Source organism: Geobacillus kaustophilus, assembly GCF_000948285.1.
Classification (GTDB): domain Bacteria; phylum Bacillota; class Bacilli; order Bacillales; family Anoxybacillaceae; genus Geobacillus; species Geobacillus thermoleovorans_A.
In genome coordinates this window covers 1726166-1743889 of record NZ_JYBP01000003.1, presented here as the reverse complement: position 1 = coordinate 1743889, position 17724 = coordinate 1726166, and the positions used below count along the sequence as shown (strand labels likewise).

16 protein-coding genes are annotated in these 17724 nt (G+C 54.4%); 15 read left to right on the top strand and 1 reads right to left on the bottom strand.

Annotated features, from left to right (window positions below; translation table 11 throughout):
- The first annotated feature begins 29 nt into the window (after window positions 1–29).
- The 6 genes from truB (at window position 30) to LG52_RS09030 (ending at window position 6936) form a co-directional block, all read left to right on the top strand.
- Window positions 30–938 (top strand): tRNA pseudouridine(55) synthase TruB, encoded by a 909-nt coding sequence (truB, locus tag LG52_RS09055; protein ID WP_044731687.1) that lies wholly within the window; start codon window positions 30–32, stop codon window positions 936–938.
- A gap of 43 nt (window positions 939–981) precedes the next feature.
- Complete coding sequence (ribF, locus tag LG52_RS09050; RefSeq protein WP_044733176.1) at window positions 982–1962, top strand: bifunctional riboflavin kinase/FAD synthetase; 981 nt, start codon at window positions 982–984, stop codon at window positions 1960–1962.
- An 87-nt stretch (window positions 1963–2049) separates the two neighbouring features.
- The gene (rpsO, locus tag LG52_RS09045; protein WP_011230768.1) at window positions 2050–2319 is read left to right on the top strand and encodes a 30S ribosomal protein S15; all 270 of its coding nucleotides are present in this window, start codon (window positions 2050–2052) and stop codon (window positions 2317–2319) included.
- Between the two features lie 140 nt (window positions 2320–2459).
- The gene (gene pnp, locus LG52_RS09040; RefSeq protein WP_044731686.1) at window positions 2460–4631 is read left to right on the top strand and encodes a polyribonucleotide nucleotidyltransferase; all 2172 of its coding nucleotides are present in this window, start codon (window positions 2460–2462) and stop codon (window positions 4629–4631) included.
- Between the two features lie 87 nt (window positions 4632–4718).
- Window positions 4719–5702, top strand: coding sequence for a polysaccharide deacetylase family protein (locus tag LG52_RS09035; RefSeq protein WP_044731685.1), 984 nt, complete (start codon window positions 4719–4721; stop codon window positions 5700–5702).
- A complete protein-coding gene (locus LG52_RS09030) occupies window positions 5689–6936 on the top strand; it encodes a M16 family metallopeptidase (protein ID WP_044731684.1) in 1248 nt (415 codons plus the stop codon). The genes LG52_RS09035 and LG52_RS09030 overlap by 14 nt, the downstream gene beginning before the upstream one ends.
- Window positions 6937–6998: 62 nt before the next feature.
- Here LG52_RS09030 and LG52_RS09025 read toward each other — a convergent pair whose 3' ends face one another.
- Window positions 6999–7241: a YlmC/YmxH family sporulation protein gene (locus LG52_RS09025; RefSeq protein ID WP_044731683.1), complete on the bottom strand. Its 243-nt coding sequence runs from the start codon at window positions 7239–7241 to the stop codon at window positions 6999–7001.
- A 192-nt stretch (window positions 7242–7433) separates the two neighbouring features.
- On the opposite strand from LG52_RS09025, the gene dpaA reads away from it, so the two are divergent.
- From dpaA to LG52_RS08980, 9 genes are all read left to right on the top strand, one after another.
- Window positions 7434–8339, top strand: coding sequence for a dipicolinic acid synthetase subunit A (dpaA, locus tag LG52_RS09020; RefSeq protein ID WP_044731682.1), 906 nt, complete (start codon window positions 7434–7436; stop codon window positions 8337–8339).
- Entirely contained in the window at window positions 8336–8941 is a 606-nt protein-coding gene (locus tag LG52_RS09015; protein WP_013145721.1) for a dipicolinate synthase subunit B, read from the top strand. Before dpaA ends, LG52_RS09015 begins: the two co-directional genes overlap by 4 nt.
- Before the next feature lie 111 nt (window positions 8942–9052).
- On the top strand, window positions 9053–10096 hold the full coding sequence (gene asd, locus LG52_RS09010) for an aspartate-semialdehyde dehydrogenase (RefSeq protein WP_044731681.1): 1044 nt from the start codon (window positions 9053–9055) through the stop codon (window positions 10094–10096).
- A 20-nt stretch (window positions 10097–10116) separates the two neighbouring features.
- Window positions 10117–11370 carry an aspartate kinase gene (gene dapG / locus LG52_RS09005; RefSeq protein WP_044731680.1) on the top strand — a complete coding sequence of 418 codons (1254 nt, stop codon included), beginning with the start codon at window positions 10117–10119 and terminating at the stop codon, window positions 11368–11370.
- A 5-nt stretch (window positions 11371–11375) separates the two neighbouring features.
- A complete protein-coding gene (gene dapA, locus LG52_RS09000; RefSeq protein WP_044731679.1) occupies window positions 11376–12251 on the top strand; it encodes a 4-hydroxy-tetrahydrodipicolinate synthase in 876 nt (291 codons plus the stop codon).
- A 181-nt stretch (window positions 12252–12432) separates the two neighbouring features.
- Complete coding sequence (locus tag LG52_RS08995) at window positions 12433–14103, top strand: ribonuclease J (protein WP_044731678.1); 1671 nt, start codon at window positions 12433–12435, stop codon at window positions 14101–14103.
- Between the two features lie 117 nt (window positions 14104–14220).
- Complete coding sequence (locus LG52_RS08990; protein WP_044731677.1) at window positions 14221–14961, top strand: ClpP family protease; 741 nt, start codon at window positions 14221–14223, stop codon at window positions 14959–14961.
- A complete protein-coding gene (locus LG52_RS08985) occupies window positions 14958–15182 on the top strand; it encodes a YlzJ-like family protein (RefSeq protein WP_044731676.1) in 225 nt (74 codons plus the stop codon). The genes LG52_RS08990 and LG52_RS08985 overlap by 4 nt, the downstream gene beginning before the upstream one ends.
- A 108-nt stretch (window positions 15183–15290) precedes the next feature.
- Window positions 15291–17621 (top strand): FtsK/SpoIIIE family DNA translocase, encoded by a 2331-nt coding sequence (locus LG52_RS08980; protein WP_044731675.1) that lies wholly within the window; start codon window positions 15291–15293, stop codon window positions 17619–17621.
- The last annotated feature ends 103 nt before the right edge of the window (window positions 17622–17724 follow it).

Genomic DNA, 17724 nt, shown 5'->3' with positions numbered 1-17724 from the left:
ATGATTATGGAAACGGAAAGGGTGCGTCGATGGACGGGGTATTGCTGCTCAATAAACCGAAAGGGATGACGTCTCACGACTGTGTGGCCAAAGTGCGCCGTCTGCTTGGCGTAAAAAAAGCGGGACACACCGGCACCCTTGACCCAAACGTGTCCGGTGTGCTGCCCATTTGCCTTGGCAAGGCGACGCGCATCGCCGAGTTTTTGACCGGGACGACGAAAACGTATGAAGGCAAAGTGACGCTTGGTGCCGCGACGACAACCGAAGATGCAGACGGCGACATCATCGCCGCCCGTTCGGTTGACCGGCCGATTGCGCGTGCGGAAATCGAAGCGGTGTTTGACAGCTTGACCGGAGAAATTGAGCAAACGCCGCCGATGTACTCCGCGGTGAAAGTGGGCGGCAAAAAACTGTATGAATACGCGCGCGCCGGCATCGAAGTCGAACGTCCGACGCGGCGCGTGACCATTTATGAGCTCGAATTGCTTGATGAACGTGAACAATTCTTTGGGGAAACGGTGTCATTTCGCTTTCGCGTCACGTGCAGCAAAGGCACGTACGTGCGTACGCTGGCGGTGATGATCGGCGAGCGGCTCGGCTATCCGGCGCATATGTCGGATCTCATCCGTACGGCGTCCGGACCGTTTCGGCTTGAAGATTGCGTAACGTTTGAAGACGTTGAGCGCCGGGCGGCCGACGGGACGGCTGATGCCTTGCTCATCTCGATCGAGCGGGCGCTTTTTCATTTGCCGAAATATGAAATCAATGATAAAGTAGCAGAGAAGGTAAAAAACGGGGCGTTGCTCCGGCTTCCCGCTTTCTTCGAGAAGCTTGACGGGCCGGTCGTGCTTGTTTCGCCCGAGCGGGAAGCGCTGGCCCTGTACGTGAAGCATCCGGCGCGCCCCGGCTTGATGAAACCGCTCAAAGTGTTTCGTTAACGCCGCGGGTGCAGCGCGGAAATAAAGAAGGCAGGTCATGGACATGGAAACGCTGTTTCTTTCGCATCCACACCGTCTCGAACGTCAGGCGCTCCCTCCGGCGGTGATGGCGCTCGGCTATTTCGACGGCATCCACCTTGGCCATCAAAAAGTGATCCGCACCGCGGTCGAGATCGCCAACGAGCGTGGGTACGAAAGCGCGGTGATGACGTTTCATCCTCATCCGTCCGTTGTGCTTGGCAAACAGTCCAAGCTCTACTCGATTACGCCGCTTGGCAAAAAGGAGCAGCTGATTGCATCACTTGGCGTCAACCGGCTGTACATCGTTGAATTTACGCCGACGTTTGCCGCGCTGTCGCCAGAAGCGTTCGTTGACCAATATTTGGACGGGTTGCACGTGAAACATGTCGTCGCCGGCTTCGATTTCACTTATGGGCGGTTCGGAAAAGGAACGATGGAGACGATGCCGATTCACGCGCGTGGCCGCTTTGGACAGACGGTCATTCCGAAGCTTGCGGTCGATGGGGAAAAAGTGAGCTCGTCCCGGGTGCGGAAAATGCTCGAAAACGGGGCGGTCGAACAGCTTCCCCGCCTGCTCGGCCGCTTTTACGAGCTTGAAGGAACGGTCGTTGCCGGGGAACGGCGCGGGCGGATGATCGGCTTTCCAACGGCGAACATCGCTTTAAACAGCGATTATGCCTTGCCGGCAGTCGGCGTCTATGCAGTCAAGGCGATGATCGGCGGGCAAGTATATGAAGGGGTGGCGAACGTCGGCTACAAACCGACATTCCATAAAACGCGCGAAGGATTGCCGAATATTGAAGTGCACTTGTTCAAGTTTTCCGGCGATATTTATGGACAAACGATGACCATTGAGTGGCACCGCCGTCTGCGGAGCGAGCAGAAGTTCGCCAGTGTCGACGAACTGACGGCGCAAATTGCCCGCGACAAGAGAGAGGCGGAGCAGTATTTCCGCTGTTTCACTGAAAAGACTTGCATTTTGCCGGAAAAAGAGGTATTCTAATCAATGTATGCGAACCATTGCTTGGCTAGGCGAGTCACCGACGCCCGCTCGGCAATCGGGGATCTAGGACTAGGGAGGTGAACAAGGATGGCATTGACGCAGGAGCGCAAACGCGAAATCATCGAGCAATTTAAAATCCATGAGAACGACACCGGTTCTCCGGAAGTGCAAGTTGCGATCCTGACAGAGCAAATCAACAACTTGAACGAGCATTTGCGCATTCATAAAAAAGACCATCATTCACGGCGCGGCTTGCTGAAAATGGTCGGGAAGCGCCGCAACTTATTGGCCTACTTGCGCAAGAAAGATGTGGCGCGCTACCGTGAATTGATTGAGAAACTTGGATTACGTCGATAAAAAAGCGGGAGCATTCCCGCTTTTTTGCTAGTTTATAGGCGTGATTGACACGGTGATGATAACAATGGTGCCAATTCGTCTATACTAATCATCAGCGGATTTATCATTTCATCTGTACATAGAGAGGAGTACTCGTCTGTATGGAACAAGAGAAACGCGTGTTTTCCATCGATGTGGCGGGGCGGCCGCTCATCGTCGAAACTGGCAAGCTGGCGAAACAGGCGAATGGTGCGGCGCTCGTCCGCTACGGCGATACGGTCGTGTTGAGCACAGCCACCGCGTCGCGAGAGGCAAAAAACGTTGACTTTTTTCCGCTCACCGTCAACTACGAGGAACGGTTGTATGCGGTTGGGAAAATTCCTGGAGGGTTTATTAAGCGTGAAGGTCGCCCGAGCGAGAAAGCCATTTTGGTGAGCCGTCTCATCGACCGACCGATTCGCCCGCTGTTTGCCGAAGGATTCCGCAACGAAGTGCAAGTCGTCTCGATGGTCATGAGTGTTGATCAAGACTGCGCGCCGGAAGTAGCGGCCTTAATCGGTTCGTCGGTGGCGCTGACGATTTCCGATATTCCGTTTGAAGGACCGATCGCCGGTGTCATCGTTGGCCGCGTCGACGGCCAGTTTGTCATCAATCCGACGGTCGAGCAAATGGAAAAAAGCGATCTGCATCTTGTCGTCGCCGGCACAAAAGATGCGATCAACATGGTGGAAGCTGGGGCAGATGAGGTGCCGGAAGAAGTGATTCTTGAAGCGATCATGTTCGGCCATGAGGAAGTGAAGCGGCTCATCGCCTTCCAAGAGGAAATCGCCGCCCAAGTCGGCAAAGAAAAAATGGAAGTCGTCCTTTATGAGCCGGATCCAGCGCTGGAGGCGGAAATCCGCCAGCTTGCCGAGGCCGACATTAAGCGAGCGGTGCAAGTGCCGGAGAAACTGGCGCGCGATGCGGCCATTGAAGATGTGAAAGCTGGCGTCATCGCCAAATATGAGGCGGAAGAAGCGGATGAGGAGAAGCTCAAGCAAGTACAGGAAATTTTGCATAAGCTCGTAAAAGAGGAAGTGCGCCGTTTGATCACGGTCGAGAAAATCCGTCCGGACGGGCGCAAAGTCGATGAAATCCGTCCGCTCTCATCGGCTGTCGGCGTCCTGCCGCGCACGCACGGCTCCGGTTTGTTTACGCGCGGGCAGACGCAAGTGTTGAGCGTTTGTACGCTTGGAGCGCTTGGCGATGTGCAAATTTTGGACGGGCTTGACCTTGAAGAATCGAAGCGGTTTATGCACCATTACAACTTCCCGCCGTTTTCCGTCGGGGAAACCGGACCGATGCGCGGGCCGGGGCGTCGTGAAATCGGACACGGGGCGCTTGGCGAACGGGCGCTTGAGCCGGTCGTGCCGTCGGAGCGTGAATTCCCGTATACGATCCGCCTCGTTTCGGAAGTGCTTGAGTCGAACGGCTCGACATCGCAGGCCAGCATTTGCGCCAGCACGCTGGCGATGATGGACGCCGGGGTGCCGATCAAAGCGCCGGTCGCCGGCATTGCCATGGGGCTTGTGAAAAACGACGATCATTATACGATTTTGACCGACATTCAAGGTATCGAGGACCATCTCGGCGATATGGACTTTAAAGTCGCCGGCACGAGAAAAGGCGTCACTGCGCTGCAAATGGACATTAAAATCAAAGGATTGACGCGTGAGATTTTGGAAGAGGCGCTCATGCAAGCGCGTAAAGGGCGGCTTGAGATTTTGGACCATATGATGCAGACGCTCAGCGAACCGCGCAAAGAGCTGTCCAAATATGCGCCGAAAATTTTGATCATGCACATCAATCCAGATAAAATCCGGGAGGTCATCGGACCAAGCGGCAAGCAGATCAACAAAATCATCGATGAAACAGGCGTCAAAATCGACATCGAACAAGACGGCACGATTTTCATCTCGTCTGTGGATGAAGCGGCCAACCAAAAAGCGAAGCAAATCATCGAAGACATCGTCCGCGAAGTCGAAGTCGGCCAAGTGTACTTAGGCAAAGTGAAACGGATTGAAAAATTCGGCGCCTTCGTTGAGTTGTTCAACGGCAAAGATGGGCTTGTCCACATTTCCGAGCTCGCTGAAGGGCGGGTCGGCAAAGTCGAAGACGTCGTTTCGATTGGCGATGAAATTTTAGTGAAAGTAACGGAAATCGATAAGCAAGGGCGCGTCAATCTGTCGCGCAAAGCGGTGTTGCGCGATGCCCGCAACATTGGAGGGGAACTGCCGCGGGAATCTAGGGAAAAACGAGGAAGACGGCCGGAGCGCCATCGCATGAAGCCTTAGGAATTTGTTTCTTAAGGCTCTTTTGTTATGTTCTATCCTGTCCCCCTAAGACATATGTTGTAGTAGTAAAAAAGGAGGGGGACAAGGGTGAACAACGGAAGCGCCCGCTATATAGCGCTAGCGGTCATGTTTCTTGCCGCCTGGGCGGCGGTTCATTGGCCTCCGGTTGGCGATTACATCGCAAGCTGGCGCCCGATGGAAACAACCGCGATGAAAGAGCGCGACAAGCTGTACGACACGATCGTCAAACAAGCGAAGCAATATGAAATTCCCGCCCAAGATGCGGTCATCGATAAAGTATGGAAGGCGACGCCCGGCTACAACGGGCTCGCCGTCGACATTGACGCCTCCTATCAAAACATGAAGAAAACGGGGATGTTTGATGAGCGAAAACTCGTGTTTCGTCAAGTGCCCCCGCGCGTCCATTTGGACGATTTGCCGCCGGCGCCGATTTACCGCGGCCATCCTGACAAGCCGATGGTGGCGTTTGCGGTCAATGTCGCTTGGGGGGAAGAATACCTCCCCGACATGCTTGAGACGATGAAGAAATACAATGTCAAGGCGACGTTCTTTTTGGAAGGACGATGGGTAAAAAAACACCCGGAGATGGCAAAAATGATAGCAGACGCTGGCCATGAAATCGGCAACCATTCCTACAGCCATCCCGATATGAAAACACTCGCTGTCGACAACATCCGCCGCGAGCTCGAGAAAACAAACGAAGTGATTGAGGCGGCGACATCGGTTAAATGCAAATGGTTTGCCCCGCCAAGCGGCAGCTACCGCGACGAGGTCGTCGAGGTCGCCGCGGAACTCGGCATGAAAACGATTCTATGGAGCGTCGATACAATTGATTGGCAAAAACCGTCGCCATCTGTTATAGTGAAACGGGTGACGTCGAAAGTTCATCCTGGCGCCATCATTTTGATGCATCCAACGATGCCGACGGCGGCTGCACTTGACGAGCTGATCACCTCGATCAAGCGCCAAGGCTACGCCCTAGGCAGCTTGACGGCCTTATTCGATGAGAAAAGACTGGCAAACAAACAGGAGGAACATGGAGTTGATTAACAAATATACGTGCAAAAACGGTGTGCGAATCGTGCTCGAGCCAATCCCGACTGTAAGGTCGGTGGCCATCGGTATATGGATCGGGACCGGATCGCGCAATGAAACGGAGCAAACCAATGGCATTTCCCATTTTTTAGAGCATATGTTTTTCAAGGGGACAACGACGCGCACGGCCCGGGACATTGCGGAAGCATTCGACAGCATCGGCGGGCAAGTAAACGCCTTTACATCGAAGGAGTATACGTGTTACTACGCCAAAGTGTTGGATGAACACGCGCCGCTGGCGCTTGAAATGCTCGCCGATATGTTTTTCCACTCGACATTTGTGGAAGATGAGCTGCAAAAGGAGCGCAACGTCGTGCTCGAGGAAATCAAAATGTATGAAGATACACCGGATGACATCGTCCACGATTTGCTCGGCAAAGCGTGCTATGCGGGCCATCCGCTCGGCTATCCGATTTTGGGCACGGAAGAGACGCTCTGCACGTTCACTGGCGACACGTTGCGCCAATATATGGCGGACTACTATACACCGGATCGCGTCGTCATTTCGGTCGCCGGCAACGTCGACGAACGGTTTATTGATGAGGTCGAGCGCTATTTCGGCTCGTTCGCCGCAGAGAGCAAGCCGCCTTCTTCAGGGACGCCGGCGTTTGTGCCGCAAAAGATCGCGCGCAAAAAGGACACTGAGCAGGCGCACGTATGCATCGGATTCAACGGGTTGCCGATCGGCCATCCGGACGCGTACCCGCTCCTCATCTTGAACAATATTTTAGGGGGCAGCATGAGCAGCCGGCTGTTTCAGGAAGTGCGCGAACAGCGCGGATTGGCGTATTCGGTATTCTCGTACCATTCCGCCTACCAAGACAGCGGCCTGCTCGCCATTTACGCCGGAACAGGAAGCGGCCAGCTTGATGTGCTGTTCGAAACGATCCAGCAGACCATTCGCCAGCTGAAGGAGGACGGAGTGACCGAAAAAGAGTTGCATAACAGCAAAGAGCAGATGAAAGGGAGCCTGATGCTTGGGCTCGAGAGCACGAACAGCCGGATGAGCCGCAACGGCAAAAATGAACTCCTTCTCGGCCGTCACCGCTCGCTTGATGAGATCATTGAAGAGATTGAAAGCGTCACGGTGGAAAAAGTAAACGAACTGGCGCGCACGGTTTTCACGGACGATTACGCGCTCGCCTTAATCAGCTCGGACGGCGTGCTGCCGCGCCCGCTCCGTTCATAGACCGAACTCAAAAAAGCTAACGACCTTTCGCTAGGTTGTTAGCTTTTTCGTTTCCGCCTTTTTCACCCTTCCTCGGGGACGTCGATCATCACCATATCGGCGCCGATTTTGCGAATATATTTCCACGGCACGCGAATTTCCTGACCGTCTTTGCGGAACCCGAACCATTTTCCCGTTGGGATGAGCAGCGCCTCGATTTGCCCGGTTTGCTCGTTGATTTCCAAATCGGTCTGCCCGAGCACCCCGAGCCGCTCTGCCCGCCTCACATCGACAATTTCTTTTCCGCTTAACTCGCTCAGCCTCATGCTGGTTTCCCCCTTTTTCGCTTCTTTACTTTATATGTAAGGAACAAAAACGGAAAAAATGACTGCCTCTTGTCTGCTTTCAGCGCATATCGCCCATTTTTTCCTGCAAGGATATTCACCTATATTTTCATTCCAACATAAGATGGGAAAGGAAATGGAGCAGTTTGCCAGAAAAGAAGGTGAGCATACAACATGATGCTGACAGGAATGCATATTGCCATCATCGGCGGCGATGCTAGGCAGCTTGAAGTCATTCGCAAACTCGTTGAACTCGACGCGAAGTTGTCGCTTGTCGGCTTCGACCAGCTCGCCCATCATTTCACCGGGGCGATGAAGCTGCCGATTGGCGAAGTCGATTTTGCCGATTTGGATGCGATCATTTTGCCGGTTCACGGCACGACGTTGGATGGAAACGTCAACAGCGTGTTTGCCCACGAACCGATTCCGTTTACAGAAGAGATGGTGCAAAAAACGGCGCGGCGCTGCACGATTTATTCCGGCATCAGCAACGCGTATTTGGACGAATTGGTGAAAAAAACAGGGCGCAAGCATGTGCAGTTGTTTGAGCGCGACGATGTCGCCATTTACAACTCCATTCCGACCGCGGAAGGCACGGTGATGATGGTCATTCAGCACACGGATTTTACGATCCATGGCTCAAGCGTTGCCGTCTTGGGGCTTGGACGCGTTGGCATGACGGTCGCTCGGACGTTCGCCGCATTGGGGGCGAAAGTGAAAGTTGGGGCGCGCCGATCGGAGCATCTCGCCCGCATTACAGAAATGGGGCTCGTGCCGTTTCACTTAAACGATTTGGAAAAAGAAGTGCGTGACATTGACGTCTGCATCAACACCGTGCCTCATCTCATCGTGACGGCGAGCGTCATCGCAAAAATGCCGCCCCATACGCTCATTATCGATTTGGCGTCAAAACCGGGCGGCACTGACTTCCGCTATGCCGAAAAACGCGGAGTGAAAGCTATTTTGGCGCCCGGGCTGCCGGGGATCGTCGCGCCGAAGACAGCCGGGCAAATTATCGCCAACGTCTTGGCGCAGCTGTTATATGCAGATTTACAAAAGCGGGAGGAGAATCATGCATGAGCGGAAACAGCTTGAAAGGAAAACGGATCGGCTTTGGCCTCACCGGTTCGCATTGCACATATGATGCGGTGTTCCCGGAGATCGAGAAGCTTGTCAACGAAGGAGCGGAGGTGCTGCCGATCGTCACGTATACGGTGAAAACGACGAACACCCGCTTTGGCGAAGGAGAAGAATGGGTGAAAAAACTCGAGCAACTGACCGGAAACGAGGTGATTGATACGATCGTCAAAGCAGAACCTCTGGGACCGAAAATCCCGCTTGATTGCATGGTGATCGCCCCGCTCACCGGCAACTCGATGAGCAAGCTGGCCAATGCCATGACGGATTCCCCCGTGCTGATGGCAGCGAAAGCGACGATGCGCAACCACCGCCCGGTCGTGCTTGGCATTTCGACAAACGATGCGCTCGGCTTAAACGGCGTCAATCTAATGAGGCTTATGGCAGCAAAAAACATTTATTTTATCCCATTCGGCCAAGACGCCCCGCAGGCGAAGCCGAACTCCATGGTCGCCTACATGCCGCTTTTGCGCGATACGATTCTCGCTGCGCTTGAAGGGAAGCAGCTGCAGCCGGTCATTATCGAGCGGTTCCGCTACAACTGAATCAAAAATCAATGTTCCGCATAAAAATGTTCTCTCGTCCACAGCGGAATGTGATAAAATAAAGACTATGAATTCACTTCTTAGAGTGACGATGTGGAAGGAGAATGGTTGATGGCTCAAAAACAATATCATGTCGCTGTCGTCGGAGCAACGGGGGCAGTTGGGCAGCAAATGGTGCGGACGCTTGAAGACCGGAACTTCCCGGTTGGAAAATTGACTTTGTTGTCATCGGAGCGGTCAGCCGGCAAAAAAATGCGCTTTCGCAGCGAGGAGATCGAAGTGCAGGCGGCATCGCCCGAGCGCTTTGACGGGGTCGACATCGCCTTGTTCAGCGCCGGCGGCGCCGTATCGAAAGCGCTGGCGCCGGAAGCGGTGCGGCGCGGGGCGATCGTGATCGACAATACGAGTGCGTTTCGGATGGAAGAAAACGTGCCGCTTGTCGTTCCGGAAGTGAACGAAAGCGATTTGACGTGGCATAACGGCATTATCGCCAATCCGAACTGCTCGACGATTCAAATGGTTGTGGCGTTGGAGCCGATTCGAAAAGCGTTTGGCTTAGAGCGCGTCATCGTCTCGACGTACCAGGCCGTCTCCGGGGCGGGAGCGCAGGCCATTGAAGAGCTCAACGAGCAGACGAAAGCCGTGCTCGAAGGCAAGCCGATTGAAGCGAACATTTTGCCAGTGAAATCGGATCGGAAGCATTACCCAATTGCGTTCAACGCCATTCCGCAAATCGATAAGTTTCAAGATAATGGATTCACGTTTGAAGAGATGAAAATGATCAATGAAACAAAAAAAATTATGCATATGCCTGAGCTGAAAGTGGCGGCGACGTGCGTGCGCATTCCGGTGGCGAGCGGCCATTCAGAATCGGTGTACATCGAAATTGAACAAGACGGCGTCACCGCTGCCGACTTGCAGGCGGTGCTCCGCGAAGCGCCGGGTGTTGTGCTTCAAGATGATCCGAGCGAACAGTTGTATCCGATGCCGGCCAATTGCGTCGGTAAGTACGACGTGTTTGTCGGCCGCATCCGCCGCGATTTGGACAACCGCCGCGGCTTCCATCTATGGATTGTCGCTGACAACTTGCTAAAAGGCGCAGCCTCGAACTCGGTGCAAATCGCAGAAAGCTTGCTGAAGCTCGGGCTCATTTGAAAAAGCATCGAGGTGTTAGCATGAAACTCATTGTTCAAAAGTTCGGCGGCACGTCCGTCCGCGACGAGCGCGGGCGGAACTTGGCGCGCCGCCATATTGAACGGGCGTTGGAAGATGGCTATAAAGTCGTGGCCGTCGTATCGGCTATGGGACGTTGCGGCGATCCATATGCGACCGATACGCTGCTTAGTTTGATCGGCGGCGTTCGTCACCATGTCACAAAACGAGAGCAAGATATGCTTATGGCGTGCGGAGAAATCATCTCAAGCGTTGTGTTCAGCAACTTGTTGAACGAACACGGCATCAAAGCGACGGCGTTCACCGGCGCCCAGGCAGGATTTTGCACGAACAGCGATCATACGAACGCGAAAATTCTCGAAATGCGCTGCGACCGCCTCCTTGAGGCGCTTCGACAATACGACGTCGTCGTTGTCGCGGGCTTTCAAGGCATGGCGGAAAACGGCGACATCACCACGCTCGGCCGCGGCGGGAGCGACACGTCGGCGGCAGCGCTTGGCGCGGCGTTAAACGCGGAGTGGGTTGATATTTTCACCGATGTCGACGGCGTCATGACCGCCGACCCGCGCATCGTTGAGAGCGCCCGGCCGCTTGAGGTTGTCACCTATACGGAAATTTGCAACATGGCGTATCAAGGGGCGAAAGTGATCCATCCGCGCGCGGTGGAGATCGCCATGCAGGCGAAAGTGCCGCTGCGCATTCGCTCGACGTACTCGGATGCCCCCGGGACGCTCGTCACTTCATCGGTGCGCGGCCGAAAAGGAAGCGATGTGAAAGAGCGGCTTGTCACCGGCATTACGTACGTCGCCGACGTCACACAAATCAAAGTGCTGGCGAAAGAAGGCCGCTATGAGCTGCAGTCTGACGTGTTTCAAGCGATGGCCCATGAAGGGATCAGCGTGGACTTTATCAACATTTCCCCGTACGGTGTTGTGTACACCGTGAGCGGCGACATGACGGAAAAAGCGGTGGCCGCCCTGCGCCGCATCGGCTACGAACCGGCCGTGACGCCCCGCTGCGCCAAAGTGTCGGTCGTCGGTGCCGGCATTGCCGGCGTACCGGGGGTGACGGCGAAAATCGTCACGGCCTTGTCGGAGCAAGGCATTCAAATTTTGCAGTCCGCCGACAGCCATACGACGATTTGGGTGTTAGTGAAGCAAGACGATATGGAAAAGGCGGTCAACGCTCTGCATGACGCCTTCTGTTTATCCGAGGCAGATGCGGGGGAAGATGAAGTGATTTGGAGCGAGGAGTGAAAACCGTGGTTCAGTTCGGGAACATCATAACGGCGATGGTGACGCCATTTGACCGAAAAGGGAATCTCGACTTGGCAAAAACAACGGAGCTTGTCAACTATTTGCTTGAAAATGGCACAGATGCGCTTGTGGTCGCCGGCACGACCGGCGAGTCGCCGACGTTGACGACCGAGGAAAAAATCGCGCTTTTTCGCCATGTCGTCTCCGTCGTCAACGGCCGGGCGCCGGTCATTGCTGGAACGGGTACGAACGATACGCGCGCGTCGATCGAGCTGACGAAAAAGGCGGAAGAGGCGGGCGTCGATGCTGTCATGCTTGTGGCGCCGTATTACAACAAGCCAAACCAAGAAGGGCTGTATCAACATTTCAAAGCGATTGCCGAAAGCACATCGCTGCCGGTGATGCTGTATAACGTTCCAGGGCGCACGTCGGTGAATCTCACCCCGGAGACGGTCATCCGGCTGTCCGAAGTTCCGAACATTGTCGCTGTCAAGGAAGCGGGCGGCAATTTGGACGCCATGGCGGAAATCATTGAGCGTACACCGGACGACTTTTTGCTCTACAGCGGCGACGACAGCTTGACGCTTCCAGTGCTAGCGATCGGCGGCAATGGCGTCGTCTCGGTCGCTTCGCACATCATTGGCAATGAAATGCAGGAAATGATTCGTTCCTTTTTAGCGGGCGATCATCAGAAGGCGGCAGCGCTGCATCGAAAATGGCTGCCCCTCATGAAAGGGCTGTTTGCCGCTCCGAGTCCGGTGCCGGTGAAAACGGCGCTGCAGCTGCGCGGGCTGGACGTCGGTTCGGTGCGCCTTCCGCTTGTGCCGCTCACCGAACAAGAGCGGAAGGAGCTAAGCCGCCTGCTCGATGCGCTGTCGTAACAATGGGCTCTTGGCGAAACGATTCCCCAACGCTTTGCTTGCGCGTTGGGGCCTTTTTTTGCCTTGGCTGTGAAATCCATTGGCTGGTGAATGAACCATCTTGTGTTTTTCAGCATCGATTCGTTATAATAAAAGCAAGTGACTTTGAGCGGGTTAGCATCACAATTGGGAGGACGCAGCCTTGAAATCGAAAATAAAGCCGGTAGAGAAAATACGCATTTTTGCCCTTGGGGGAGTCGGAGAAATCGGCAAAAACATGTATGTTGTCGAATTGGACGAGGACATTTTTGTCATCGACGCCGGGGTGATGTTTCCGGAAGACGAAATGCTCGGCATCGACAAAGTGATTCCGGACATCACATATTTGATTGAACGGCAGCATCGCATTCAAGCCATTTTTCTCACCCATGGACACGAGGAGCATATGGGGGCGATCGCCTACGTGCTCAAGCAGCTGTCTGTGCCGATATACGGAACGAAGCTGACGCTCGGGTTGGCGGAGGCGCTGTTAAAAGAACAAGGGGTGTCGGGCGCGAAGCTCAATGAAGTTCATCCGGATGCGGAGCTCGTGTTTGACAAGGCGAAAGTGACGTTTTTCCGCACGATCCACAGCATTCCCGATTCGATCGGCATCAGTCTGCATACATCGCAAGGTGCGATCGTGTACACGAGCGATTTTAAATTTGATCAAACTCCGTACGGCAACAACCGCACCGATTTCGGGAAAATGGCGCAAATCGGCGAAGAAGGGGTGCTGTGTCTTTTGTCGGACAGCACAAACGCCGAGCGCCCCGGCTACAGCGGCTCCGATACGGTGGTCGCCTATGAGATCGCTGACGTGATCGGCCATGCGAAAGGACGCGTGTTTGTTGCCTGCTACGCATCGAACATCACCCGCATCCAGCAGGTGCTGTACGCCGCCCACCAATCCGAGCGTAAAGTGGCAGTCATCGGCAAAACGCTGCATAAAGTAATGGACATCGCCGTGCGCCTTGGCTATTTGCACGTTCCAGACAAGGTGACGATTTCTGCGCACGATCTCGATCGCTACAATGACCGCGAGCTCGTCATTTTGACAACCGGCGGGCATGGCGAGCCGATGAGCGCGCTTTGGCGCATGGCGCGTCAAGCGAACAAACAAGTGAACATCAAAGAAGGGGATACCGTCATCGTCGCCGCATCCGTCATGCCGGGCTATGAGCTTGGGTTCGCGAAAACGATCGACGCCTTGTACCGGGCCGGCGCCAACGTGATTTACCGTGACCGGCAAGTGCACGTATCTGGGCACGGTTGCCAAGAAGAATTAAAGTTGATGCTCAATTTAATGAAGCCAAAATACTTTATTCCGGTGCATGGGGAATATCGGATGCAAAAAGCGCATGCCCGGTTGGCGAAGGCGGTCGGCATCTCCGAGGAGCGGACGTTTTTAATCGACAAAGGCGAAGTGATCGAGTTCCGCGGAGGCGCCGCCCGCCCCGGCGGCAAAGTGCCGTACGGCAACATTTTAATTGATGGCCTCGGCATTGGCGATGTTGGCAACATTGTGTTGCGTGACCGCCGCTTATTGTCCCAGGACGGCATTTTGATCGCCGTCGTCACGCTGAATAAAGAAACGAAAATGATCGCCGCCGGCCCGGAAATCATTTCGCGGGGGTTCGTCTACATGCGCGAGTCTGAGACACTGCTTGAGGAAGCGGAGAAAATGGTGGCGGCAATCATCGAACGTTGCCTTGAATCATACATGCTTGAATGGTCGTCGTTGAAAGCGAACATCCGTGAAGCGTTAGGCCAGTTTTTATTTGAAAAAACGAAGCGGAGACCAATGATCTTGCCTATTATTATGGAAGTATAATGCAATCATGCTCAAAGTCGACTGGAAAATGCCGGAAATGATCAGCCGTTGCCGGCATTTTTCTTTTTTCTTTCGGCCATACTAAGCGTATGATCGACAAGAAAGGAGACGAAATGGATGGAGAAGGAACGTTATTTTCAAGCGGAAACCGAGGGCGAACAGCCGGAAACAAAGGCCGAGGAAGCGACTGCCACCATCACCCAGCTTGGGCAGACGAATGTCCCGCAAATGGATCCCGATACGAATATTCATTGTTTGACCATCGTCGGACAGATTGAAGGGCATATTCAGCTGCCGCCGCAAAACAAGGCGACGAAATACGAGCACGTCATTCCACAGATTGTGGCCATCGAGCAAAACCCGAAAATTGAAGGACTGCTCGTCATTTTAAATACGGTCGGCGGCGATGTGGAAGCAGGGCTCGCCATTGCTGAAATGCTCGCCTCGCTCTCGAAACCGACTGTTTCCGTTGTGCTTGGCGGCGGCCATTCGATCGGCGTGCCGATCGCTGTGTCGTGCAACTATTCGTTCATCACGGAGACGGCGACGATGACGATTCATCCGATCCGTTTGACGGGGCTTGTCATCGGCGTACCGCAGACGTTTGAGTACTTGGATAAAATGCAGGAGCGCGTCGTCCGCTTCGTGACGAAACATTCGAAGATCAGTGAGGAAAAGTTTAAAGAGCTCATGTTTTCCAAAGGCAATTTGACGCGCGACATCGGCACGAACGTCGTTGGACCTGACGCCGTCCGGTACGGGCTCATCGATGAAGTCGGGGGCGTGTCCCAAGCGATGGCGAAGCTGCGCGAGCTGATCGCGATGAGGAAAAACGGGGAAGGGAAGATGATTCAATGATTTTGTATACGATCATGCCCGAACATTTGATTTTTCCGGTCGATGCCGCTGTTTATGAGAAGCGGAAAATGGTGTATTACGATGGCATTCCGTTTCTCGTCCAATCTGTAGAAACGGGAGAATATGAAATCGTGCAAAACTTAAGCACGAATCCGTTCCATTTTTTAAACGCCAAATATGCACCTGGGGCGCGATTTCCGACTTCTGCGGCAACATCGTAATGAATTGTTCGGCCGTTCATGATATAATAGTAAACAAACGGAAAAAAGCAGCCATTGTTGGCTGCTTTTTTCCGGCTTGCCAATTCATTCATGCTGGAGTGAACGATCATGGCGAAACGAAAGCGAAGAAGAAAAGGGAAGCCGTCAAAAACGCAGCCATGGACGGAAACAATCCGCTTTGAATTGATCGGACTTGGCTTGCTCGCGGTCGCCGTCGTTGCGATGGCCCGCCTCGGGCTTGTCGGGGAGACGCTCGTGCTTGTGGGTCGCTTTTTTTTCGGCGAATGGTACATGCTATTAGTAGGCGGACTTTTCATATTATCGCTCATCCTCATGTGGCGGAGGGAGTGGCCGTCATGGACGGGCCGCCCGTTTGTCGGCGCTTCGTCCATCGCCGCGGCGCTCCTGCTTTTGAGCCATGACAAGCTGTTTGAACTCATGTCGCGGCGCGGCGAGCTTGATCCGAGCATCATTCGGACGACGTGGGGGCTGTTTTGGAACGAAGCAAGCGGCAAGGCGGCCGATGTGGATTTAGGGGGCGGAATGGTCGGCGCGCTGTTATTTGCCGCCAGCTACCAGCTGTTCGATTCGCCCGGGACGAAATGGATTTGTTTCCTTCTGTTCATCGTCGGCTTTGTCGTGCTGACCGGGAAATCGCTGCGCGAGACAGCCGGCAAATGGGTTGCTTTTGCCGCAGCGTTTGTGCGAAAAGAATGGTTGGCGTTTGTCGAAGATATAAAGCAATGGCGGGCGGGGAGGAAGCGCAAGGAAAGCGGCGGACGAAGCCGACGCTCACGGCGGGCGGCTGCAAAGCGGGAAGACGAGCCGGCTGAAGCAAGCAGCGTCGAGCCGGATGAGGAACTGTTTTCCCCGCCGCCGATCATTTCCGATTTTGCTGCGGTCCGGTCGGCCGCTGAGCCGGAAGAAGAGAAGAATCCACTGGTGGAAGGCGACAGTGGGGGGGAGGAGGACAAACCGGCGCCGCCGCTTGCGTTTTCCGAGCATGAAAACACCAATTACGACCTGCCGCCGCTTGATTTGCTTCGCCTGCCGAAGCCGGCCGGGCAATCGGCCGATCATGCGAACATTTACGCCAACGCGCGAAAACTGGAGAAAACGTTCCAAAGCTTCGGCGTCAAGGCGAAAGTGACGCAAGTGCACCTCGGTCCGGCGGTGACGAAATATGAAGTGTATCCGGACGTCGGGGTGAAAGTGAGCAAAATTGTCAGTTTGAGCGACGATTTGGCGCTCGCTTTGGCGGCGAAAGACATTCGCATTGAAGCGCCGATCCCCGGCAAGTCCGCGATCGGCATCGAAGTGCCAAATGAAGAGATCGCCACTGTTTCGCTGCGCGAAGTGCTGGAAGCCATTGAGCATACAAGGGACAAGGCGAAGCTTTTGATTCCGCTTGGGCGCGACATTTCCGGTGAAGTCGTCGCTGCGGAACTAAACAAAATGCCGCATTTGTTGATCGCCGGCGCGACCGGCAGCGGCAAAAGCGTCTGCATCAACGGCATTATCGTCAGCCTGCTCATGCGCACGAAGCCGCATGAGGTGAAGCTGATGATGATCGATCCGAAAATGGTCGAGTTAAGTGTGTACAACGGTGTTCCTCATTTATTGACGCCAGTCGTCACCGACGCGAAAAAAGCGGCCCAGGCGCTGAAAAAAGTCGTCCAAGAAATGGAGCGGCGCTACGAGCTGTTCTCGCATACCGGCACGCGCAACATTGAAGGGTATAACGAGCATATCCGCCACCATAACGAAACGGCGTCGGAACAGCAGCCGCTTTTGCCATACATCGTCGTGATCATCGACGAATTGGCCGACTTGATGATGGTGGCTTCCTCGGATGTGGAAGAGGCGATTACCCGTTTGGCGCAAATGGCGCGCGCCGCTGGCATCCATTTGATCATCGCCACCCAGCGCCCGTCGGTGGACGTCATCACCGGCGTCATCAAAGCGAACATTCCGTCGCGCATCGCCTTCAGTGTATCATCGCAAATCGACTCGCGCACCATTTTGGATATGGGCGGGGCGGAAAAACTGCTCGGCCGCGGCGATATGCTGTTTTTGCCGATGGGGGCCTCAAAACCAGTGCGCGTCCAAGGGGCGTTTGTCTCCGACCAAGAGGTGGAAGAAGTCGTTCGGTTTGTCATCGGACAGCAGCAGGCGCAATATTATGAGGAGATGTTCGTCGAAGACAGCGAACCCTCTTCCTCAGCTCTTGAAGACGAGTTGTACGATGAAGCAGTCCGTCTTGTCGTTGAAATGCAAAGCGCCTCCGTCTCGATGCTGCAGCGCCGCTTCCGCATCGGTTACAATCGCGCCGCTCGGCTCATTGATGCCATGGAGGAGCGCGGCGTCGTCGGCCCGTATGAAGGAAGCAAGCCGCGCGCCGTTCTTTGGTCGAAGGAAGATTTAAAAAAGACATCATAAATGGGAAAAAGGGCGGGCGAAAAAAGCCTGCCCGCTCAATCATACATCTTATTGGAAGCGTTACCAATCCTATTTCTTTTTCTTCGACAAAATTTGATATCAC